This is a genomic window from Caldanaerobacter subterraneus (assembly GCF_004345675.1).
In the GTDB taxonomy this organism is placed as follows: Bacteria; Bacillota; Thermoanaerobacteria; order Thermoanaerobacterales; family Thermoanaerobacteraceae; genus Thermoanaerobacter; species Thermoanaerobacter subterraneus.
This window is the reverse complement of the sequence record NZ_SLWU01000001.1, coordinates 48,571-72,355: the sequence shown is the minus strand read 5'-3', so window position 1 is coordinate 72,355 and position 23,785 is coordinate 48,571. Positions and strand designations below refer to the sequence as shown.

Genomic DNA, 23,785 nt, shown 5'->3' with positions numbered 1-23,785 from the left:
ATGTACAGTTTAGATAGCTGGGGTATTTCTAGTCCGCCCTTCAGACTTTCCCTGCCCCAGCAGGCGGTTTTTGGGAAAGCCATAGCCCCTGCCCCAAGAAGCAGGAACTTGCGCCCTTAAGGGTCTCTCCACTTACCCTGAATTAGTAATCCTTTCAGGGTAGAGAAGTCTCTTTTTACCTTCTCAGGAGAGAGTGACGTTACCACCGCTACCTTGAGAACTTGCCAGAAATCATAGGCACTAAAACTTGTTCCGTACAGAGATTTTAGTACCCTTTCTAACTCACTCTCAAGGCTTTGTATGAGTTTTATTACTTTGTTTATCTCTTTTAAGTGCTTTTTCTTTAAATGTATGTTTTTGACTGTGTTTTTTATATGGTCTTTTAATTCTTCTAATTCCTTTTCAGTCAATGTGTTGAGAAAGTTTATATAGTTATCCGGTATTTTTTCTTCTCTGCCTAACCCTCTTCTTGCTATTACATAGGCCGCTGCTACATCTTTTGTTATCATATACTGAGGTGCATATTTTAACATCCCTATTATTGAGGTGTAAGAAGGATTGACTTCTATTACTTCTATCCCTTCTCTTTTTGCTAGTGTTTTTATTTTTGAAAGAAGTGATTTATAGCTAAAGCTATGTCTTATTCTTCTTGATTTTCTCCCTGAAAAGTCTCCTCTTTTGCCTTTTTCTTTTATTTCTAAGTCCTCAATTACTATCGCTTTTCCTTTCTCTTTTGCTATTTTTACTATCTTGTGAGCATATTGCCATCTGAAATATTCTTTTTTGTCTTTACTGCCACTTGCAAGCTCTGGCATTGGTATATTCCCATAGCTTATTAGATTCCCTTTTTCATCTACTTCTGTCCATGATATGTTGTCCGGATATGCGTTTATGTCTATTCCTATGACTCCTTTTTCTTTTGTTATTTTTATTTCTGGATATTCTTCTTCAATAGAAAAATAGGCGTATATATTGCCATTTTTAAGTTTTAATTCTACAGAGTATGGTATGTTTGACATGGAGATTTGCTGAAGTATCCCTTCTCTGTTTTTATTCTTCTTCCATCCCGCCTGTATCTTCGCATATACATATTTTCTTTCCCCTACATTTATCCTTAAGAAAGTGCCATTTTTTTCTACTTCTATTCTTGTGTTGAGATTTCCTTTTTTGCTTTTATCTCCTCTTGAATAGAGATTTCCTTTTCTTCTTTCTTGCCACTTTGTTTTTAGCTTTTGATATTCTTTCCCATTTATATGGCGCTTTTGAAGTTTTCCAAATAAGTCTCTTCCTCCAAAAATGACTTTCTTTGGACTCTTACCTAATTCTCTAGCAGATTCTAGTGTGCTTCTTGCTTTCATTATTGCATCATCTACATATCTTGAGTTTAAGTCAAATGTTCCCTGAAGGTCTCTTTTTAATGTTTTTCTATCATAACCTTCTAGAAGCCTTTTGTATGCAAATCTCATGCAGGATGACCATCTTCTCATTAAGTCTAATACTATTTGTTTGTCTTGTTGGTTTAGAAAAATGAGTTTAGCCTGTATTACTATCATGCTTTTTGCCCCTTTGCCCGTAAATTCTTGCTGCGAAAGATGTTACTATTGCTATTAAGTCTTCTGCTAGTTCTTTATTCTATTTACTCCACTTGCTATCTCATGTATAACTTCACACTGCTATCTTTCTTCCTTTTGGTGTTCTAACTGGGGTTATTAATCCTTCTTTTCCCAGTTTATTAATGTAATTCTGCTTATATCATACAGCTCTTTAACCTTTTTTATAGTTAATAACATTTATCATCACCTAATCAAAATTATGTCATTTTTTACTACTAATTTCAACTGTTTTGACTTCCCATCTTTGAGCCTACATAAAAGTATATGTCAGAAAAGATACTCATATTACTTCAAAAAATATATAAAAAGGACCCCATAGTAAAAGAGGTCCTTATCTAAAATTCAATACTCTTTCCACATAATCAAAAGTCAAATCCTTCATCATAAAATCTATCATACGCGAAATCATTGACGCGGCTTCTTCCCTTGTCACATAGCTTTCAGGATTAAACCTCCCAAAGGTATCTCCGCCCACAAGCCCTATTTCACGGGCCACATATACACTTCTTTTTGCCCACAAGGGAATTGAAGAATCATCTAAAAAACCTGTTTTGAAATACCCCTGTGGCGCCAGATTTTCAAGCCCCAAAGCCCTTATAAATATCACGGCTGCCTGAGCCCGGGTAAGAGGCAGGGAGGGCCCAAATTGAGAAGGTCCAATCCCACTTATAAGGCCTACATCATTTGCAGCTTTTATATAACCGTAATTGGGGTCATTTGTCGGTACATCCTTAAAAGGCGAAACTTCGACCGGCATTTTCCTCGCAGAGTAAAGAGCATTTTTGGGAGGCTCATAAGGAGCAATCCCAATAGCTTTTGCTACCGCTACAGCAAAATCTGAACGAAGTATGTAAAGCTTGGGACCAAAGTACAAAGAATCCTTTGGGAAAATTTCTAAGCTTAAAAGCTTGTTTATGTCGTCTTTACCCCATGTCCCGCTTATATCTCTAACCTCCGGGACAACAAGCCTATTCTCTGTATAAATTCCATCCAGCCTTAAGCTATTGCTACCAGTATTTCTGCCTATTTCATTCCCATTCTCGTCAAACTTAGGGAGGTTGTAAGCATAAGTCATAACATCTTCGCTGTTTCTCCTTAAGAGATAGCCCCCTCTAAAGCTTATATACTGCGGGTCATTTTCCACATACTCTATAGAAGACTTATCTGTAAAAGAGACATTTACCTGCACCTCTCCAACCCATTTTTTTACGTTATTCCCCGTTCCAATTGTAGCTTCAATTTGATAGTACATCTGGTGAGTCTCTGCACTGCCATATTTGTGGGAAAATCCTACGGTCTTGTCTTCTATACTCACCTTTACAGTACCTTTATTTCCGTTCATCCTGTAGACCTTTGAACCAGAGTAATTCCCTGCGTAATAGGTAACAGCTGGATTTATGCTTTTCACCTCAGATCCCTGGTAAATATAGCCGTTATTTCTGTCGAGGGTATAAGTATCTCCCCCAATTTTTATACTTTCAGTGTAGTTTTTAAGTGTAGTCTCAGCTATAATCTGATTATATTCAGGTTTTTGCTTTTCTTCCGTAACAAATGTAAGAGTCCTTGTAAGCTTGTCCCCAGAAGGAGTAGAAAGGGTATACCTGTAAGTAGTAGTGGTAGTATCTCCTCTTTTAGAGCTTGTCACTTTTAAGAAGCCGCTAAATACAACAGGTTCTCCTGTTATGAAAACTACCTCTTTGTACTCCTGCTCATTTGAAATTCCCGCTTCAAATCCAGAATTATAGGCAAAGATATTAGCAGGAAACATAGAAAAAAGAAAGACAAAGAAAAACGCAAAAGCCAATTTTTTCATTTCCCATTCCCCCGCTTCTTATTTGACAGTTACAATTATTCCCCTGGAGGCGCTTCTTATCATGTATATAAAATCTCCTTTTTTGAGAGAAGAAACATCAACTGTGCCACCATCCTTCACAATAACTGCCTTTGAAAGGTCTACCACCTCTAAGCTGGTGTTAAGATTCCATATGCCCTCTACTTCATTCCAATCCTTTACTTCAGAAACTGTAACTTTAGTCCCTTCTATACCCTCAACTTTTGCAGTAGACACCCTCTCATTATTATCAGAAGGCATTATGTTAATGGCAACAGCATTATCGCCATTAGCAACAACATAAGCAAAGGCGTCCTTAAACTGTGAACTTCCGTATCTTATATTGAGAAGTTCACTGTAAGGAATCACTTTACTTTCTTTATCCCTATTGTCTACTACAAAAGTACTATCTCCTACGTAAAATACCCTAGAACCTGAAACAAAACTCCACTGGTTATTGCTTATTTCATAATAGCCTGTCACAGTAGAGTAGTAAGAACCTCTCCACGGAACATCTCCAACTGTCACAGAATTTGCTGTGGCGTAGAACAAATACCCTTTAGCGTAATAGTAAGATGGAACATCAACAGTATCTATTACTGATACGAAATTGGCATAAAGGTTGTCTTCTTTTGAGAATGAAACATAAACTTGGTTGTTCTTAAGGGTACTTGCCGGCACTCTCCTTCCATCCTTCATCACAATTGTGCCTTCATTGACAATTACTTTTCTCCCATCAGAAAGGTTCAAAGTCATAGAATATGGATCAAAAGTGGCAACCCCCTGATAAGCCATTGTAAAGGGTGAAACTATATTTGCAAAGGTTATATATTCTTTGCCAAAGTGATTCTCTGTAGTTATGTAAATTGTCCTGCCAGTGTAATTTTTAAGACTTGACTCATCAATTTTCAAGCCATTTAGATAAAACTCTGCCTTCTCAAAAGGATATGAAACATAATCATACACTTTCTGCCACGTACCTTGGTAATACTTTTCTATATTGCTCAAATTAATAACTTTACTAAGAGGCATTACACTACCCAAAGTCCCTCTGAATACACCAGTAATATTGTAATAGCCGTTGTCTACCAAAACTTTTATAGGGGTATCGCTATAAGGGTCATCAAAAATGAGATTTACATAATCCCCTACCTTCAAAGAAGATAAAGAGGCAGAAACTCCTCCTTTTACTAAAGGAGTATTTGGAGATATGTAGTAGGTATCCCCACTATCCAGCGTTATATCAATTCCACCTTTTCTTAAATCTCCCTGTGAATTTTGAATAGAAATTATACTACCTGTGACCTGCCTGGAACCTGCCTCTATCTTATCAGAAGCGTATTCTTCATAATTGACATCTATCCTGTAAGCAGTGCCTCCCTCAAGATAGGCAAGGATAGTCTGCCCTACTCTCAAGTCTTTAGTAGAAGCTGGATAATCGTTTATATACACTTCAGTATAAGGGGTGTAGGAAAAAGTATTGCTGTAATTATAGCCTCCCTTCAAAGCTATTGTAGAAGGCGTTATATTAACTATCTCGCCATACACCACCGTCTCATTCTGAGGCAGTTTCTCTGCAAATATCACTTTGCCATCTTTTATATAAAATCTGACTTTATCCCCCACTGTAAAGGCCTGCGAATATACTGGCTTTCCATTAGAAATGGTTAAAAAATCCAAAAGATGCCCCCCACCGTTTGAAGAAGGTCTTACTTTAGTAACTACAAAATTTTCCTGACCAATTTGACTTGAAATTACAAAGGTATTCTTCATAGCTCCTTCTCCAACCAAATTTTCCTGCAAAATATTCTTTATGGTGCCAGTCAAAACGGAGTATCCCATCAAGGAGTAGGAATAATTAAAGACTCTATTGAGGACTGAAGCCATCTGTTCTCTTGTAATATTTGTCTTGGGTCTAAATTTTCCATCGCTGTACCCTGACATTATACCCCTTTTTACAACAGCACCTACATAGGGAAGGTAGGAAGAATTAATATCTTTTACGTCCCGAAAGGTGTAAACCTGCTGCAAATCAGTGCCGGATAAAGGCTGAAAGCCCAGACCTTTTGCAAGCCAGTAAGCAACTTCTTCTCTTGTGGCATTTAAAGTAAAATCAGTATCAAGTTCATCCTTTGTAAGCAAATTGGCCTTTAAGGCTGCATCAATTACTCCCTTTGCCCAATCGTCCACTTTAAATTTGGGGGGAAGAGTGGCAGGCATACTTCCTGCCATTCCTGTAGAGGAGGATGTAGTAGTTTGCACAATCTGATCTTCTAATCCCATAAGCCTTATTATATAAGCCAGAGCCTCTTCTTTTTTTAAGTAGCCCTTCGGATAAAATTTCTGATTTCCGCCGCCTTTTATAACGGCCAAAGCCACCATCTTCATTATGTCATAACTGGCAAAGCTATTTTGTATATCCTTAAATGACATATTGTAATATATGCTCGGAGCATATTCCACTCCGTAGTAAGTTGTCTGAGCATAAACTGAAGAATTTAATGGAAGTGAAAAAATCAACACAAGCAAAAAGGCTATAAATTTTTTCCCCTTCATCCTTTTCACTCCTTAATATGTTACAGCAATCTGCCCTGGCGAAGAAATTTTGGCCGATACAGTATTTTTATCCTTCTCTACTCCATACATAAACACGGAAGGATTAGAACTGTACGGCGAATAATAGGCAATGTAAGAGATTTTTGCACGGTTTATATCTTTCTTCCACAATCTATTATTTTCTACACTTATCAACACGTAAATGTTATTTTTGAAATTGTTGTAATTTTCCGCCTTGCCATTGGTTATTTTTTCATACTTTATGTCGTATATATCTGACAGAATTGTTATATTTTTAGGCAAGTTTTTCACTATATCGTCGTACTCTTTCCCCGTAATTCTGGTTATCGTTACCCTATCATAATCTCCATTAAGGTAAAGGTCAGTTAAGTAAAATTCCATCTCAAATTTTTGAGTATAAATCTTAACCTTTTTTGCTGTATTTTTATACTTGGAAGGTATATTTATTATCCATTTGTTTACATTTTTATAAACATCGTCTTTAAAGTTCAAAACGTACTCGCTTTCAGAAGTATCTCCCAGTGTCACAACTAGTGATCCATTTGATGTAGAAATGGTCGTCTTATTCTCCTTTGCCCCTTCAACATAAGTGTCATACTTGCTGTTTGAGGACCTGTCAGTTGTATTGGAAGCTCTCACAAAATCACTAGGTCCTAATTCATTGACAGCCCGCAGCGCAAACGTGTATTTTGTATTTGGGCTCAAATTTGTTACATAGTATTCCAGTTTGTCAGTAGAAGCTATAAATTTATAGGTACTGTCCGAAACCAGGTATATCTCGTAATACTTTGCCCCCTTTGTCTCCGACCAGTGAAGCCTTAAAGTATGGTCATTTCCCGGTATATATTCCACCCAGAAGCCTACAGGTTCATCAGGGACAGTCTGTACATAGGTAAATCCCTGCGGAAAAACTGCATCGGCATAGTCAGGGTTTCTGACAATGACATCTACTTTCCCTTCTGGATGAGAAGGAGTAGTAGCAATAATCGTGTTATAGCTTTTTACAACTACATTCAAAGCTTCTTTTTCTCCAAAAAATACTCTCGCTCCCTGCCTAAAATCATCGCCTGTAATTGTCACTGTCTCTCCGCCTTTGGTAGAGCCCGTGTTTGGAGTAATAGATGTGATCTTGGGCTTGGTCTCTGTTGCAATATATGTAAATCCGTTTTTCAAAGTAAAGCTTCCTCCATCCTCTTCGTTAAAGACTGTTACATCAACTGACCTATTTATATCTTTCTGAGGGTCTCCAGGCGGTGTAAGTATCACAATTGTGTCTGGAGAGACAGAGATTACTTTCGCCTCATAGGCATCAAAGTACACTTTGACTTTATCTCTAAAGTCTTTTCCCTTTATCACCACATACGTCCCGCCATTTATACTGCCTCTGTCTGGTGTAATAGAATATATCTGAGGATGTGTGCTGGGAGACACATATTCTACCTTAAAAGTAGCCGTGCCACCGTCAGGATTGACAACTTTTAACTCTTTCGTTCCCACTTTATCCACTGGTGGAGCGATAAATTTTATCATTGTGCTGTCGACAACCTGCACGTCTTTTACCTCCACCCCATCTATGTAGACAGAGGAGCCAGGAAGTATCAATTTGTCCTTATCATAAACGGGTACTGAAAAATCGTTTCCTACTATTATTCCGTAGGTTCCACCGGTTTTGTCAAATTTAGGAGGAATTACCTGCTTAATTTGCGGCTTTGATTGAATGTAAGTATATCCTCCCTCAAGGTATCCTAACCCTCCGTCGTAATTTACCACAGTAACTCTCACTTTCCCAGGTGCATTGGGAGGAGTTATGACTTGAAGAGTTCCATAGTCTATATATACGACTTTTTGTGCTTTTACATTCCCAAAATACACATCAGGGCCTATCGGGTTGCCATTTTCATCTTTTAAAATGTTCCCTTGTTCATCTTTAGAAATTCTGAAATCCTGTCCGTATATTGTGACCTCCTGACCTCCATAGGTAGAGCCTTTGTCAGGCTCGACTTTTGTAATTACAGGCTGGCTGTTTGGAATTACATAAGTAAATCCCGTTTCTCCCTCGTGGATTCCATAAGTGTAATTCCCACCGTCATAATTTACAACTGTGACATACGTCTTGCCAGGCTTGCCCGGAGGTGTAATTGCTGTTATCGACTTGCCGTCAGGGCTTACCACCACATTTGTGGCTTTATTTCCTCCTATGAAAACTTCTGCCCCTCTTCTAAAGTCCTGCCCTTCAATCAAAATAGCTGTACCGCCATTTACCGTACCAAAATTAGGGGTAACAGAGGTTATTACGGGATTGCTCTCTGGTACTAAAAAGTGGAATTTTTCAGGAGCCACTGCCGTAGCGGTGTCTGGGTTTACTACTTTTATTTCATAAAGGCCGGTGTACTTCATATCAGGAATAATGCCTATTATAGTGTTTTCATCCAGCACATACACATTTTCAAGGACAGTATTGCCTATATACGCTTTTGCTCCTTCACTGTCCCCTACTTTTTTAGAAAAGTCACTTCCAAAGATGTAAATCAATGTGCCTTTTCCACCATAATTTGGAACTACCTTTGTTATCTGAGGCTTTGTCTCAATAAGCACGTACTCAAATCCATCTACAAGCGAAGCCACTCCTCCATCAGAAGGATTCACAACCTGAACTATTTTTTTGCCCAGAGTGCCCGGAGGTGTGGTAGCTTCTATCTCAGTGTTTCCGCTTGAAACCTTTTTAACGCTCGCCTGCACTCCGTCTATGGTCACAATGCTTCCTTTTTCAAAATTGCTGCCTGTAATCTTAATGAGGGTTCCCCCTTTTGTAGGCCCTTTATTAGGGTCTACAGAAATAATGCTGGGTTTTTTCTGAGTATCTTTTATCTCAAAGGCGTTTGGCAAAGTAACGCTTCCACCTATTGTCCCGTTTATTCCATCGTAGTTTTTAATTGTGACATCGTACCAACCTACAGGATATGGAGTAGATGTCTCCGGTATTAAAGCCTTTATCTTTGTACCTATGTTAAACTTTTTCCCATCTATCAAATTCCCATCCTTATCTTCAACACTTATCACTTTAAGCTGTATATTGCCTATTCTGACATCCGGGTATTTAGGAGAATAAACTCCATCTACCACTGTTTGCCCTACAAAAAAGTCTGACCCGTAGATGGTAATGAGATTACCCCCATATTTCGACCCAAAATTTGTAAATATACTGCTTATAGAAGGAGCAGTGTAGTAATAATAGCCATTTTCGTACACATAAAAGCCTCTCTGTGAATCAGCATCTTTATTTACTACTTTTACATCCACATAACCTAAGGCAGTAGAAGGAGGTGAGATGACTGTCAATACTGATTTATTATCTCCTCCTGTTGTAAGGTCTTTCACAGTTGCCAGTTTATCTCCAAAATATACTTTTACTCCAGGCCTTATGTCAAAGCCCTGTATAATTACTGTATCTCCTCCCGCACGGCTTCCCGTATTTGGAGAAACAGACAGAATTACAGGATTTGACGGCAAAGGCTTATAAGTAAATTTGGAAGGAGGAGAGCTCTGTTCAGAATACTGCATGACTACATTCCCGTTTGTATCCTTGACTGTCGTTTCAACTGTGACGACTACATCTACAGGCATATTTTGTCCAGGAGGATTCAAGGTCACACTGGGAGATAATACATTTAAAGTCTGCTGTCCTGTCTCAGGTTTATACACATTTTCAATTTGCGCCTTATTTCCTCCAAATGTCACATAAAGCTTTCTTTCTCTGGTACCCGTAACATAATTTCCAGTAACAGGATCTTTGTAGGTGTAATTTGTATTAACATAAGTTATCTCTGTCTTATCTTCGTTATAGGTATAGGTAGAAGGGTCATCATTTTTTTGAAAATTAAATCCCCAAAGAGTAACTGGCGTATTTCCGCTTTCATACCCCTCTGTTGGGTTCATATCTATTACTACCATAGTATCTTCAACAGCCAAATAGAAAAAGGCATTTTGCTTAGTAACAGTATAGCCCGTAACAGGGTCTACAACCGTCACATCGACTGGACCTGACTTCGAATAAGGAGGTGTCACGACTTGTATAGCCCTTTGATTTTCTGTAAGGCCAGGTAGTGTAATACTCTGAACACTTTTTGCAGCTACACCGCCAAATTTCACGATTAAATCCTCTCTCAAATTCTGCCCAACAATGACAACCTTTGTCCCGCCAGAGACAGAACCTGCATTAGGAGTAATATTATCTATTGTGAATATGGCAGGTGTAGGTATTATTTTCAATGCTCCTACTAAAGTAGCAGTAGAACCGTTTGATGCGACTATGTCTATATTCTGATACTCCAAAGTGGTATCTTTGGGAGCAGGAACTTTGACTGTCATCTCTGTATCGCTTTTTATATTGATATCAGATGAATTAACGAGGTTATTCCCTATATATACTTTAAAATCGCTTCCTAAAGAATTAAAACCCCTACCATATATTGTAATTTCATCCCCTACAATTGCTACATATTTAGAAAGCCCTGTTATGTCATGATTTACAGCATAAATTTGAGTTTGTTTGGTATCAGACCCTCTGTATATGTTTGTAACAGTCACCGTATATGTAGAAGTAGGGTCTATAAAAATATTTTGAGGAATAGTAGTTATGAGTACAGAACCACTTTGAGAAACTACTGAGGCAGTTTCGCCGTTTATCTGAACAAGCCCTACATCGTTAAAATAACTCCCTTCCATCCTTATGTAAGATTTACTGGTTCTACCCACTATGTTCCCGTTTGAATCTTTCACTAGAGTAATAAAATTGTCAAGCGCAACCTTAGAAATGGAAGGATTATTTACATAAGTAAAACCGTTGAATATAGCAGCACTCTGCCCATCACTTCTGTGAACTATAATCGTGTAAGGAATATTTGCAGAAAGTCCAATAGAGGTAGCAGGAGGAACTTTAGCGTAAATTGTATTTTCATTCACACTCAAAATAGTAAGCTTTTTCGATGTGTCAGGAGAATCTATGTAGACATAATCGACAGAAGCAGTGACATTGCCACTGGCATCGTACGTTACAAATCCGCTTCCCGTAATTTTTATGTCGGTATACTTATCCACTGGGCCTTTAGCAGGTGAAGCCATTGTCCCGTCAAGTCTTAAGGAATAAATTGCAGTTATATTAGGGGGATAAGCACCATAAGCTTTCGACATATTTCCCGGGAAAAGAGAAAAAAGCATTAAAATAGCTACAACCATCGCTAAAATTCTTCTCATGACCTTTCTGCTCCCTTCAATTCTCAAGATAGCTCACTTTATTTTATCGGTATTAAAAGACCTAAACTTTAGCTCAAGATAAAAAAATAGCTGCTCTAGAGCAGCCTACATTGGGTTGGGGGTGCAGAATATTAAATTTTATGGGGAAAAGGGGAATCATTCTTACAGTTTAGATTATATTACACTATTTTGACATTTTAAATAGGACTTATGTCTCATTTTTTTACATAAATCGACTTATTTTTCATTAGATATCACATATCCCACCATTTTCTCACCGTCTAAATAAGCATCAAACCTGCCTTCAAAAATTTTTACCCCTGTGTCGATATAGCTGCCTTTTTTGAACCACTGTTCATTGAAGATGTTATTTTCATATCCATCAAAAACAGGCATGTACAAAATGTTGTCGGCATCCAAATCCGCAAAAAAGTGCGTTCCATAGGAAAGTTCAGGCATAAAATCCCCGTTTTTTATCCCAAGCTCAACAATCATAGCCGCATTTGATATTTCATTGTAAATCACAGGAACACCGAGATACGGGTTGGAAGAACCCCATCTGCCAGGCCCTACTAATATATACCTGTCCCCTAAGCTTTTATTTATGCGCCCTATTATGCGCGCAATCTCATGTTTATCTTTGTAATTACTGTAAACTTCATGGTCTACATATACAATATACTTTATATTTTTCAAAACCCCATTTGTTAGCATTCTATCTCCTTTTAATAAAACACATCTTTTGTCAATGTCCTTAGGTATGTGAACTTTTCTGAAAGTTTCATAAGAACTCAAAGGCCGTGCCTGCACAAGATAGAACTCTCCAGTCTCAAGGTCATAAGTAAATTCTATATCTACAGGTACTTTCATCTCACTTTCCAAACACTTAAATAGAGCCGAAACCGTGTTAAAGAAAGCTTTGTGCCTTCTCGGAAAATTTTCAAAGGTAAAAATGTACTTTTCTAACCCGCTTTTAGAACTTAACATATTAAGGTCAAGAATTGCATTATCTTTTCTCGAGTAGACTTGAGCTATATCGCTTATTCTCGGATGATAGCTTAAAAACTGAGGAACGTCATTTATATCGTAAGTCTCAAGCTCTCCTGTCATCAAATTCAGCACATCAAAGGCTTCCTGTGAATTTTTGGCGATTTCTTGAGGGTTATTGCCTTCGGGCCTTAAGCGAAGATTTGTAAGGGAAAATATTCTTGCATACCCTCTCCCTGTACACTTTGTACCCAAGCCAAATACCAGTCTCACCACTCCGTCTTCTATCTTAATCCTATCTGTCCACCTTCTATAATTTCTGGAAAATCCCACTCCTGACACGTCAGGATAGAAGTATATTCCCTTTTGACTGCCAATCAGCCTCTGCACTATAACTCCCATAAGCTCTCTCTGTCCTGATGCGTGTTTCTTCCTGTAAGTTACAGCATCAGGTCCGTACACGCTTAAATACACTTCTTTAATGGCTTTTTCCAGCTGTTTTAGCCTTTCCCTCTCTGTTCCCCTGTTGGATATAAAAGTTGTGTAGTATTTACCAGCAAAAGAATATTTTATATTGTCCTCCAGCAAGGAAGAAGACCTGACCGCCAGAGGATAATCCATCACCTGTAAAATTTCTTTTAACATTTTTTTGTACTCCGGAGGAAACTCCGCTTCTTTAAACCTTATTTCAGCCTCTTCATAAGGGGTATTTTCATCTATGTCTTCAAGGCGGTTATACTCTAAAAACATTTCGTAGTAATCGGTGGCTATAAAAAAGCTTTCAGGAATTTTTACAGTTCCTTTGAAGTCTTTATAATATTTTTCTAAAACTTCCTCGGCAAAAGAAAGCCCGGAAGCTTTGCCCCCAATAGATCCGTTCCCAAAAATTTTATATTTTTTACCTGAGAAAATTTCTAACATTTTCTCCACCGCCTAACACATTTTAATTTTAAAAAAATTATATCATGAGATTTTTCAATAAACAACAAAAACCTCCCACATTTGTGGGAGGCCAAATAACACTTACGCTTTATTCAAAGCTTCAACGGGATCCACATACTCTAATCCTTGCGCTTCTGCCACAGGTTTGTATGTCACCATGCCTTTGTAGACATTGAGCCCTTTTAGAAGTGCTCTATTTTCAAGCAACGCCCTCTTGTAGCCCTTGTTAGCAATTTCTAATGCGTAAGGAAGTGTGACATTCGTGAGAGCAAAGGTTGAAGTCCTTGGTACAGCTCCTGGTATATTAGGAACTGAGTAGTGAACAACTCCGTGCTTGATGAAATATGGATCTGTGTGGGAAGTAGTTCTGTCACATGTTTCTACGCATCCACCCTGGTCTATTGCTACATCCACAATTACAGCGCCCTTCTTCATTGTCTTGACCATTTCTTCCGTTACAAGCTTAGGCGCTCGAGCACCTGGGATAAGAACAGCACCTATCAATAAGTCTGCCTTTTTTACGCTTTCTGCAATATTAAAGCTATTTGACATTAAAGTTGTCACTCTTCCTCCAAATATATCGTCAAGGTAGGCAAGCCTTGCAGGATTTACATCCAGTATAGTAACTCTTGCTCCCATGCCAACTGCTACCTTTGCCGCATTGGTGCCCACTGTTCCGCCGCCTATTATGACTACTTCTGCTGGCTCTACTCCAGGAACCCCGCCCATCACAATACCTCTGCCTTGATTTATGCTAGTCAAAAGGTAAGCTCCTATGGTGACAGCCATTCTACCAGCAACTTCGCTCATGGGTGTTAACAAAGGCAAAGAACCGTTGTCAAGCTGTACCGTCTCATAGGCGATTCCTACTACTTTCTGTCTTAATAAAGCTTCTGTCTGCTGTTTATCGGGTGCTAAATGTAGATAAGTAAATAAAACTTGTCCCTCTTTTAAGTAGTCGTATTCGCTTGGCTGTGGCTCTTTTACCTTCATTATCATGTCAGCTATGTCGTACACTTCTTTGGCAGTTGGAAGTATTTTTGCCCCTGCCTTTTCATATTCCTCATTTGTGATACCGCTACCTAATCCTGCGTCCTTTTCAATGTACACTTCATGTCCATTCTTGACAAAAGCCTCTACTCCTGCAGGCGTTATGGCTACACGGGACTCTGCAGTTTTTATTTCTTTGGGAACACCAATTCTCATAAATACTCTCCCCTTTATCAATTTTTTATCAAAAGCTTTTCAGTATATAAATTCTACACATGCTGCCAAAAATCCTTCTACAAAAAATAGAAATAGTAAAAATTTTTAATAAGGTCTTATTTAGTATCCCCCTTTTTTGAAAAATATATCCAACCTCTTCTGTTTAAATATCTCATGAATAAAGATAGCCTTTCATATAAAGGTTCAACTCTTTCTCCAAACCGTTCCTTCAACTGCTGCCCTATTTCATAGACATTTTTCTCCCCGTCTATAAGCTCCCACACTGCTGTTCCAATGTCATCCAGTTCTAACGTGGTCACTCTAGGCTTCTTCACAAAAAGCCTGACCATTTTTTCTATTAATTTGTCGTGATAAAACAAAAACATTACCTTATCTCCTCTTTTTTCCCAATTGACTTTTTCGCTTTTTTTAGGAATATAAAGCAAAAAATTGTCTTTCATTTTTACCCCCTCTTAAACTGAGTACTCCCTGTGGGTGGGAGTGCTCCAAGTTTGTTGATAAAGCTTTTCTTAATTAAGTGGCATTTTGTGTTAATGCTCCAGAGTTACAAAGCGACAAAACTAAGGCTCGCTTGAGAGCTACGGCGGAGTACCGGCCAATTCGCCTAACGGCTCAGGTGGCCGCTCGCTTCGCTCGCCCCGCCTCCGCTTCTCAAGCTTGCCAAGTTTTGTTACCGATTTGTAACAAGTCGCATTTACACACAAAATGCCACTTTTCTAATTTTATCAACAGTCTGAGCACTCCCTGTTAGTGGGAGTGCTCCAGTTTTATTTCTTATCATTTTTAACAGTATAGTAATACAGGAAAAGTCCTACTAAGAGGAACATCAAGAGAGAAAACCATGGCGCAAAGGAAGAGGTGTTTGTAGCCCAGTTGGAGGCAAAGTCTATACTTATTTTTGCTCCTGCGAATATGGCTATTACAAGTCCCATAAGCGCATCTCCTGCCACAAGTCCCGACGCTACAAGTATACCCTTTTCGACTTTCTCTTTTCTCAACTGCTCGTCCTTTCTGTACTGCTGGTCTACAATCCACCTTATAATCCCACCAATAGCAATAGCAGCACTTAACTCGAAAGGCAGGTAAAGCCCTATAGCAAATGGAAGAACCGGAACGTGCATCATTTCAGCCATTATGCCCATGAATATTCCAGCAATTATGAAAGTCCATGGGAGGTCTCCTGTCATAATGCCCTTTACTACCATTGACATTATAGTAGCTTGAGGAGCTGGGATATCTTTTGTGCCAAAACCGTAAGCATTATTTAGAAGTATCAAAACTAGCCCTGCAAAAATAGAAGCTACTGCTATTCCTACATATGTGAATATCTCGATATATTTAGGCGTTCCACCTATGATGAAAGTAGTCTTTAAAGACTGAGCATTAGCTCCTGCTATAGCAGCTGCTACGCACACAATACCGCCAATTGTGATGGCAATTATCATACCCTCATTTCCTACTACGCCAGCAAGTTTTAAAACAGAAGTCACTATTAGCAAAGTAGCAATAGTCATACCAGAAATTGGGTTGTTAGATACGCCTACAAGTCCTGTAATCCTGGCAGACACTACAGCAAAGAAAAACGCAAACAATACTGCCATTAAACTACCCAGTGCAGTCACTCCAAGGGAGGGCATAAGCCAGGCTACAAAGAATACAAATGCTGCTCCAAATATAACCCACGTGAGGGAAACATCCACATCTGTCCTTTTTAATTCTTTGCCTTTCATTCCAAGCCCTACTATTGATTCTCTGAAAGCCTTTATGATGGTAGGAAGGGCTTTTATAAGGCTTATAAATCCTCCTGCCAACACGCCACCAGCGCCTATGTATCTTATGTATTTACTCCATATAGCCCCGGCGGACATGTCCCTTATTAGCTCAGTAGCTGGACAGATAGGTGTAGTAAGCCCTGCACCAAAGAACTTTATAAGGGGAATTAGTCCTAGCCATGCCAAAACGCTACCTGCCAACATGTACATAGCTACATCCAATCCCACAATAAATCCAACACCCATTAATGATGCCAAAACATTTACTCCTACTTCTGTGCTCTCAAACCTCTTAATGACCCATGAAGGGTTTTCAGACCACATGCCAAAACCGCCAGAGAGGAGTTTATAAATTCCTCCTACAATCATTCCTGACAGCACTGTCATGAACCCTGTTCCACCCTGGTTGCTTGTAACTAACACTTCCGCGGCTGCCATTCCTTCTGGATAAATGAGCTTCCCGTGCTCTTCCACAGTCAAATACCTTCTTAAAGGTATCACAAAGAGCGCTCCCAAAAGTCCACCTATGAGGATTACAAATACAATTCGAGTTAATGTGAACTCATCCTTTAGCCCCCAAAGCACGATTGCCGGAAGAGTAAATATAATACCTCCTGCCAAACTTTCTCCTGTAGCAGCAATGGCCATCACCAAGTTAGATTCTAGGATGCTGTCCCTCTTAAAAAGGCCTTTTAGCAAAGCAGTTGCCAAAACTGCCGCAGGAATAGCTGCACTTATAGTCATTCCCGCCTTTAACCCAAGGTAAGCATTAGCTGCCGCAAAAAGAATGGCAAATAAGCTTCCTACTATAACTGCTACTGCTGTGAGCTCTGGAAGTACCTTATCAGCTGGAATAAATGGGATGTACTCACTTCCGTGAACTCCGCCGTAGGCTTCGTGAGAAAGCTTCCTCTTGTCAGATTCTTTAGCCTTTGCCATACTTTCCCTCCTTCTGTACTTGATTAAACGTTTTTTTAAGAAGAAAGTCTCTTAATTTGCCACAATAATTATTATTCTTCAAAAGCTAAAAAAATCCTTCTAAGTACTTCTAAAAAATTTTTAATCTATTTTCTGTATATTTTTGCACCCAAAGCTCTTAGCTTCTCTTCCATCTTCACATATCCTCTGTCTACATGGTAGATATCGTTAATCTCTGTTCTCCCCTCTGCTATAAGCCCTGCCAGCACCAAAGCTGCTCCTGCCCTCAAATCAGTAGCTTTCACTTCGGCTCCTGTCAAATGGTCTACACCTGTAATCATTGCACTTCTGCCCTCAATTTTTATATTTGCGCCCATTCTCTTTAATTCGCTCACATGCATAAATCTGTTTTCAAAAACTGTCTCTATTATGACGCTGGTACCCTTTGCCACGGTCATCATGGCCATCATCTGCGCTTGCATGTCCGTTGGAAATCCCGGATATGGGAGGGTCTTTATGTCAACAGCCTTGTAATTTTTTACCCCTTTTACCCTGAGGCCTCCCTTTTCTTCCGTTATCTTAACTCCGCATTCTGTCAATTTTGCAATTACAGACCTCACATGGTCCACTATCACATTTTCAATGAGCACATTCCCGCCTGTCATGGCCGCTGCCACCATAAAAGTTCCTGCTTCAATTCTATCAGGTATGACAGTGTGTTCTGCTCCTTTCAATTCCTTTACTCCTTCAATTCGTATAGTGTCAGTACCTGCTCCTTTGATATTGGCCCCCATCTTGTTCAAAAAATTCGCCAAATCCACAATTTCAGGCTCCTCAGCAGCATTTTCAATTACAGTAACACCGTCGGCAAAAACTGCAGCCATCATTATATTCTCAGTTGCTCCTACACTGGGAAAATCAAGGTATATCTTTTTGCCTGTCAATTTTTTAGCTCTTGCCTCAACATATCCGTGTCCGATAGTTATATCAGCTCCCAGACTTTGAAACCCCTTTAAATGTAGGTCTATAGGTCGAGCCCCTATTGCACAACCTCCAGGCATGGAAATTTTGGCATGTCCCAGCTTTGCCAGTATGGGTCCCATCACCAAAAAGGATGCCCTCATCTTTTTAACAAGTTCATAAGGCGCTTCTACGTCCTTTATATCTACCCTTATCTTCAATTTCCCATTGTCCAACTCACACAGGGCTCCAAAATTCTTTATGAGTTCTATCATTACATTGACGTCTTCCAGAGAGGGTATATCTTCTAATATCACTTCATCAGATGAAAGCAGTGAAGCAGCAATTATAGGCAAAACCGAATTCTTCGCACCGCTTATCTTAACCGTTCCTTTAAGGGGCGGGCTTTTTTCAACAACAAATTTCGTCTTCATCACCCTCTTTTAATATTCTGTAGCTATCAAAGGACTAGCAATCCATATATAAGTTCTATCGTCATAAGAATTGTACCTTAAAGCTACCTGTAAATTTATTTTTTCATCTCCCACTTCAATGTATTCCCCAAAACTTCTTGTATACCCCGAGATGCTGACTACTTGGACATCTTCCAGCCCTTCGACCTTCTTTGCTCTTAATTCTTTAAAGACTTCTTTGACTATACTACTCGCTTCTTCTAATTTCAACTTTCCTTCAAAACTTCCAACAATTGAAGTAGCTACGACAGGCTTTACTTTCACCTTTCTAAAAGCATTCTCCACTGTTTTTCTTTCTTCCAATATATTCTGATTGCCTTTTATCAAATAATTGTCAATAAGAAGATATGTCTCCTTTTTATCCCCATTTTTTATAGACTGAACAACCAGTGTCACACTTCTCTTATCATCCAGATACTCCAATGAAACCTGCCTTAAATTTCCCTCGTCCATCCTAGACAATTTAGCACCTTTTAGTGCCTTCATTTCCTCTGCTACATCTTTCGCATATTTTTCTAAATCCTCCAAAGCACAGAAACATTCTCCTATTTTACCCCAACCGTTTATATTTGAGTACTCATACCTGGCATGAGTTTTTTTAAAGACATCATAAAGCCTATCTGCGTCACTCTTGTTATGGAAAAAAATCTCTCCTTTAAACCCTACAAAGAAGCTCGCAAACAAAATTAACCCTGCAAGGGTTTTCTTCATACACCTTACCTCCTATTTAAAATGGGCGGTAAAAACTTCGCGAATCCACAAGGGGGAGAATGGACTCGCTCATTTTCACCGCCCTTCTATTTTTAATTATTGACAGCCTTAAAAAGTTTTATTCATTTTTCTATAAAAATTTTATCATTGCCATTTGAGGAAAAATGGACAGGTATTAGAAATATTTAGATAAAAAGAGAAAAAGTCAGATAAAGTCAGAAAAAGTCCTGTTTTTGGTCAAAAAAGGTCAAAAATCAGATTTGTTTTAAATTTTATATTGAATATAATTAAAAGTGGAAGGGAAAACCTCTGAAAAGGAGGTGTAGCATATGTTCTGGTTAATGGTACTTATCGTAGGACTCATATCTAGTCTTGTATTCCATCCATTGTTTAATACAAAAGCTGGAGAAGGGTATTGGGACAAATTGAACAAAATATGGGGAACATACTGGGCAGCACTAATCGCTCACCTAGTCGGCGCATGGTTAGGAGGAGCATATCTCGGCAAATGGGGATGGATGCTCTATGATTACAACGTAATAGGCGGCTTCATCGGAGCAATAGTTATTGGATATATCTGGTACTTAATCGCAAAAAGCCAAACGAAGCAAGAAGCAAGCAAATAACAATTTAAGGAGGGGGCTTTATCCCCCTCCTTCGTATTCTTCCGGCTTTTCTTTTGATAGCCCAAAAAAGTATTTTATCGCTCCAACTATTCTCACCGATGCTTTCCCATCGCCATAGGGATTTACCGCATTGGCCATTTTTTTATACTCATTTTCGTCCTCTATGAGAAGCTTTGCCTCTTTAAAAATCCTTTCATAATCCGTCCCAACCAACTTCACAGTTCCTGCCTCTTTTGCCTCAGGCCTTTCTGTCACATCCCTCAAAACCAGAACTGGTTTGCCCAGTGATGGCACTTCCTCCTGAAGCCCTCCTGAATCTGTCATAACCATATAGCATCTGGCTAAAAGGTTATGCATCTCATCCGTCTCAAGAGGGTCTAAAAGAAGCACATTGTCAAGCCCTCCTAAAATTTTATGGGCCGTATTTTTCACCACTGGATTCATATGAACAGGGTATATAAAGTACACTTCTTCTTTGTAGCTTTTTGCTATATCTTTAATAGCGTTGCATATGTTCTCTAGAGGTGCTCCCCAGTTCTCCCTCCTATGGGCTGTGACTACTATGACCTTTTTGTTTTTATAATCAATCCTATTTAATCTTTCCTCCCTGAAAGTGTAATCTTTCTTTACTGTATAGGACATAGCGTCAATTACTGTATTTCCTGTAACAAAAATGCTTTCTTCCTCTACTCCTTCATTTAAAAGATTTAATTTAGCCCTTTTTGTAGGAGCAAAATGCAGGTCTGCCAGCACCCCTGTCAATTTTCTGTTTATCTCCTCAGGATAAGGGAACCATTTGTTAAAAGACCTCAAACCTGCTTCCACGTGCCCCACTTTTATTTTGTGATAAAAAGCCACCAGCGCCGCCGCAAATGTAGTAGTAGTATCCCCGTGAACCAAAACAAGGTCCGGTTTTTCTTTAAGAAACACTCTATCAAGGCCGTCTATAGCAGCAGTAGTAATGTCAGATAAAGTCTGCCTCTCTCTCATTATGTTAAGGTCGTATTGAGGCACAATATTAAAAAGCCTCAGCACCTGGTCAAGCATTTCACGGTGCTGGGCTGTAACAGCTACTAGAGTGTCAAACTCTTTTTCTTTCTCCAGAGCCTTAATAAGTGGAGCCATTTTAATTGCTTCAGGTCTTGTCCCAAATACAGCCATAATTTTTATACCCATCAGTCTTGCACTCCTTAATAAAATCAGCGGGTTTGCGTCCCTTTTTTATTGCTTCTTAGCAATTCTATTTTATTTGCTCCCCAGAGTATAAAGAGGAGGGATACAGCAAGAATAACAAGGCTTTTCAGTTCGCTAGTAAAAGATATCAGTATAGCGCTCACACCCAGTACCAAGCTTACACCGTAAAGTATAAAAACTACTTGCTTCTGGTTTAACCCTTTGTCCAAAAGCCGGTGGTGCAGATGCCCTCTATCCGCCTCCATGATAGGTCTTTTGTTTAAAATCCTTCTTATAATCGCAAAAAGAGTATCAAATATCGGCACGCCAAGCACTAGAACTGGCACCACGATGGCAATTGCAGTAGCTGACTTTATTGCTCCTTGTATGGAAATGGCTGAAAGCAAAAATCCTAAAAACATCGCCCCAGTATCTCCCATAAAAATTTTCGCTGGATTAAAATTATAGGGCAAAAATCCTAAGCTTGCTCCTGCAATTGCAATTGATATGACAGCAGTTGCGTATCTGCCATTTAAGAGTGAAATTATGAAAAGAGAAGTAGAGGAAATAAAGGCAATTCCAGCTGCTAAACCGTCCAACCCATCAATCAAATTTATAGTGTTTGTCACGCCTACAACCCAAAGAAGAGTAAGAGAAATTGCCACCCAGCTCTTTAAATATATCACTCCGCTGCCAAATGGATTAGAAATCCAATCTATTCTGATTCCGCTCAGTATGAGTATCAAGGCAGCTGCAATCTGCCCTACAAGCTTCACCTTTGCACTTAAAGTGTATTTATCATCTAACACCCCTAGAAGCACGATAACTAAAGAGCCCAATATTATTCCTATAGTCTCATGGGACTTTGGCAAAAGAAGCAACAAGCTTGCCATAGTGCCGGCAAAAATGGCCAGTCCCCCTAATCGCGGTATCGGCTTTGTATGTATGCGCCTTTTATCGTCAGGAACGTCAATTGCTCCTATTGCAAAAGCTAATTTTTTCACCAAGGGCGTAGTTACAAATGACATCGCAAAAGCCAGTATAAAAGATAAAAAGTATATCTTCATTTTTGACACTCCTTTGGAGGGTACCCCTCTTTTGCTATTACCAATAATTATTTTACCTTTTAAACTTTACTAATTCAATACCTGCTTCCTTTAAAAGTTGAAAAGCCAATTCATCTGGATATTCTTCTTCGTACACAATTCTCTTTACCCCAGCGTTTATAAGCATTTTAGCGCATATGACGCAGGGGCTTGCGCTCACATAAAGAGTAGCCCCTTTTGTACTCACTCCATGCAAAGCCGCCTGTATTATGGCATTCTGTTCTGCATGAACCCCTCTGCAAAGCTCAGGCCTTTCTCCTGGAGGTATGCCCAGTTGGTCTCTTAGGCAACCTGTCTCCTCACAATGGGGTAATCCGGTCGGAGGCCCGTTGTAGCCGGTAGAAATTATGTGTTTGTCCACCACTAAAATAGCTCCTACCTGTCTTCTTATGCAAGTAGACCTGGTCTTCACCACGTCCACAATCTGCATAAAATATTCATCCCACGAGGGCCTCATTTTTATCCTCTCCTCACTTAGTTCCAAACAATCTATCTCCAGCATCCCCCAACCCTGGAACAATGTAGCCGTGCTCATTAAGCCCCTGGTCTATGCTAGCCACATAAATAGGCACCTCTGGATGGTCTTTGTGAACAGCCTTTATCCCTTCAGGGGCAGCTATTAAATTCACAAGCTTTATGCTTTGAGCTCCTCTTTCTTTTAAGAAATGGATTGCAGCCGATGCAGAACCTCCTGTAGCCAGCATTGGATCTACTACTATGAGGTCTCTTTCTGCAATGTCAGAAGGAAGCTTGCAGTAATATTCAACAGGTTTCAGAGTTTCAGGATCTCTGTATATACCTATATGCCCTACTTTTGCAGTGGGAATTAGTTTAAGCATCCCATCTGCCATCACCAGCCCGGCCCTTAAAATAGGAATGATGCCCAACTTTTTGCCTGCAATGACTTTTGTTTTCGCAACAGCAATGGGAGTTTTTACTTCTATCTCTTCCAGAGGCAGGTCTCTTGTCACCTCATAGGCCATTAGCATGGCTATTTCTCCAACCAGCTCTCTAAATTCCTTGGAACCCGTGTTTTCATCTCTTATGAGACTTATTTTATGCTGTATAAGAGGATGATCTATAACAAAGACATTCTCATACATAAAATAAAAACCCTCCTGTTTATCATTTCATGTACTTTTTTTCGATTTCTGTTATTTTGTCAATCCTCTTCTGATGCCTTCCTCCTTGGAAAGTGGCATTTAGCCACTCCTCTACCATCATGATAGCAAGTCCAGGTCCTGTAACTCTTCCCCCCATGCACAGGATATTGGCATTGTTATGTTCTTTGGCAGCCCTTGCTGAAAACACGTCCTCTACGTGGGCAGCTCTAATTCCTGGCACTTTATTTGCCGTAATTGACATGCCTATGCCAGTCCCGCACACTAAAATTCCTTCTGTGCACTCTCCAGACGCCACAGCTTCAGCTACTTTAAGAGCATAGTCGGGATAGTCCACTGACTCTTCATTAAAAGTGCCAAAGTCCTTGTAGGGTATCCCTTTCTCTTCTAAATATTTTTTTATCACTTCTTTAAGTTCATATCCTGCGTGGTCAGAACCCAAAGCGATCATTCGATCTACCTTCCTTTCCTCAGAGAGTTTTTCGATGAGCTTAT

The 23,785-nt window shown here is 39.4% G+C and carries 16 protein-coding genes and 2 pseudogenes; 1 reads left to right on the top strand and 17 read right to left on the bottom strand.

Translation table 11 applies throughout. The annotated features are described in order from the left end of the window. Positions 1-116: 116 nt before the first annotated feature. The 12 genes and pseudogenes from EV203_RS00380 to EV203_RS00330 all read right to left on the bottom strand — a co-directional run bounded on the left by EV203_RS00380 (position 117) and on the right by EV203_RS00330 (position 19,264). Positions 117-1,553 carry an IS200/IS605 family accessory protein TnpB-related protein gene (locus tag EV203_RS00380; protein WP_132038819.1) on the bottom strand — a complete coding sequence of 479 codons (1,437 nt, stop codon included), beginning with the start codon at positions 1,551-1,553 and terminating at the stop codon, positions 117-119. After that, positions 1,534-1,632, bottom strand: a pseudogene (locus EV203_RS14255) (IS607 family transposase); the annotation flags it as partial. The pseudogene EV203_RS14255 and the gene EV203_RS00380, both read right to left, overlap by 20 nt. Before the next feature lie 45 nt (positions 1,633-1,677). Further along, a pseudogene (locus EV203_RS14250) lies at positions 1,678-1,790 on the bottom strand (MerR family DNA-binding transcriptional regulator); the annotation flags it as partial. Between the two features lie 154 nt (positions 1,791-1,944). Continuing rightward, positions 1,945-3,426, bottom strand: a complete 1,482-nt coding sequence (locus EV203_RS00370; protein ID WP_009609606.1) for an S-layer homology domain-containing protein — start codon at positions 3,424-3,426, stop codon at positions 1,945-1,947. Between the two features lie 18 nt (positions 3,427-3,444). Then, on the bottom strand, positions 3,445-6,000 hold the full coding sequence (locus EV203_RS00365) for an S-layer homology domain-containing protein (protein ID WP_132038818.1): 2,556 nt from the start codon (positions 5,998-6,000) through the stop codon (positions 3,445-3,447). A gap of 12 nt (positions 6,001-6,012) precedes the next feature. Beyond that, the gene (locus EV203_RS00360) at positions 6,013-11,274 is read right to left on the bottom strand and encodes an IPT/TIG domain-containing protein (RefSeq protein ID WP_132038817.1); all 5,262 of its coding nucleotides are present in this window, start codon (positions 11,272-11,274) and stop codon (positions 6,013-6,015) included. A 237-nt stretch (positions 11,275-11,511) separates the two neighbouring features. Further along, entirely contained in the window at positions 11,512-13,182 is a 1,671-nt protein-coding gene (locus tag EV203_RS00355) for a PEP/pyruvate-binding domain-containing protein (protein ID WP_009609661.1), read from the bottom strand. Between the two features lie 102 nt (positions 13,183-13,284). Next, positions 13,285-14,409, bottom strand: a complete 1,125-nt coding sequence (gene ald / locus EV203_RS00350) for an alanine dehydrogenase (protein ID WP_009610961.1) — start codon at positions 14,407-14,409, stop codon at positions 13,285-13,287. Positions 14,410-14,525: 116 nt separating this feature from the next. Beyond that, positions 14,526-14,870: a PqqD family protein gene (locus EV203_RS00345; protein WP_043884191.1), complete on the bottom strand. Its 345-nt coding sequence runs from the start codon at positions 14,868-14,870 to the stop codon at positions 14,526-14,528. Between the two features lie 327 nt (positions 14,871-15,197). Further along, positions 15,198-17,141 carry an OPT family oligopeptide transporter gene (locus tag EV203_RS00340; RefSeq protein WP_132038816.1) on the bottom strand — a complete coding sequence of 648 codons (1,944 nt, stop codon included), beginning with the start codon at positions 17,139-17,141 and terminating at the stop codon, positions 15,198-15,200. Between the two features lie 125 nt (positions 17,142-17,266). Then, the gene (murA, locus tag EV203_RS00335) at positions 17,267-18,517 is read right to left on the bottom strand and encodes a UDP-N-acetylglucosamine 1-carboxyvinyltransferase (protein ID WP_031313994.1); all 1,251 of its coding nucleotides are present in this window, start codon (positions 18,515-18,517) and stop codon (positions 17,267-17,269) included. Positions 18,518-18,523: 6 nt separating this feature from the next. After that, positions 18,524-19,264 (bottom strand): YwmB family TATA-box binding protein, encoded by a 741-nt coding sequence (locus EV203_RS00330; RefSeq protein ID WP_011024659.1) that lies wholly within the window; start codon positions 19,262-19,264, stop codon positions 18,524-18,526. Between the two features lie 341 nt (positions 19,265-19,605). Between EV203_RS00330 and EV203_RS00325 the strand changes: the two genes are divergently transcribed. Further along, the gene (locus EV203_RS00325; RefSeq protein WP_243700537.1) at positions 19,606-19,890 is read left to right on the top strand and encodes a hypothetical protein; all 285 of its coding nucleotides are present in this window, start codon (positions 19,606-19,608) and stop codon (positions 19,888-19,890) included. A gap of 18 nt (positions 19,891-19,908) precedes the next feature. Here the strand turns inward: EV203_RS00325 and wecB are convergent, their stop codons facing one another. Genes wecB through rpiB form a run of 5 tightly spaced genes read right to left on the bottom strand, consistent with a single transcriptional unit; the run spans position 19,909 to position 23,741 of the window. Further along, entirely contained in the window at positions 19,909-21,066 is a 1,158-nt protein-coding gene (wecB, locus tag EV203_RS00320) for a non-hydrolyzing UDP-N-acetylglucosamine 2-epimerase (RefSeq protein WP_132038814.1), read from the bottom strand. A gap of 23 nt (positions 21,067-21,089) precedes the next feature. Next, on the bottom strand, positions 21,090-22,130 hold the full coding sequence (locus tag EV203_RS00315; RefSeq protein ID WP_043884188.1) for an MraY family glycosyltransferase: 1,041 nt from the start codon (positions 22,128-22,130) through the stop codon (positions 21,090-21,092). A 52-nt stretch (positions 22,131-22,182) separates the two neighbouring features. Then, complete coding sequence (locus EV203_RS00310; protein WP_031314238.1) at positions 22,183-22,626, bottom strand: deoxycytidylate deaminase; 444 nt, start codon at positions 22,624-22,626, stop codon at positions 22,183-22,185. Between the two features lie 13 nt (positions 22,627-22,639). Continuing rightward, entirely contained in the window at positions 22,640-23,272 is a 633-nt protein-coding gene (upp, locus tag EV203_RS00305) for a uracil phosphoribosyltransferase (RefSeq protein ID WP_011024653.1), read from the bottom strand. A gap of 22 nt (positions 23,273-23,294) precedes the next feature. After that, complete coding sequence (gene rpiB / locus EV203_RS13615; protein ID WP_031314240.1) at positions 23,295-23,741, bottom strand: ribose 5-phosphate isomerase B; 447 nt, start codon at positions 23,739-23,741, stop codon at positions 23,295-23,297. Between the last annotated feature and the right edge of the window lie 44 nt (positions 23,742-23,785).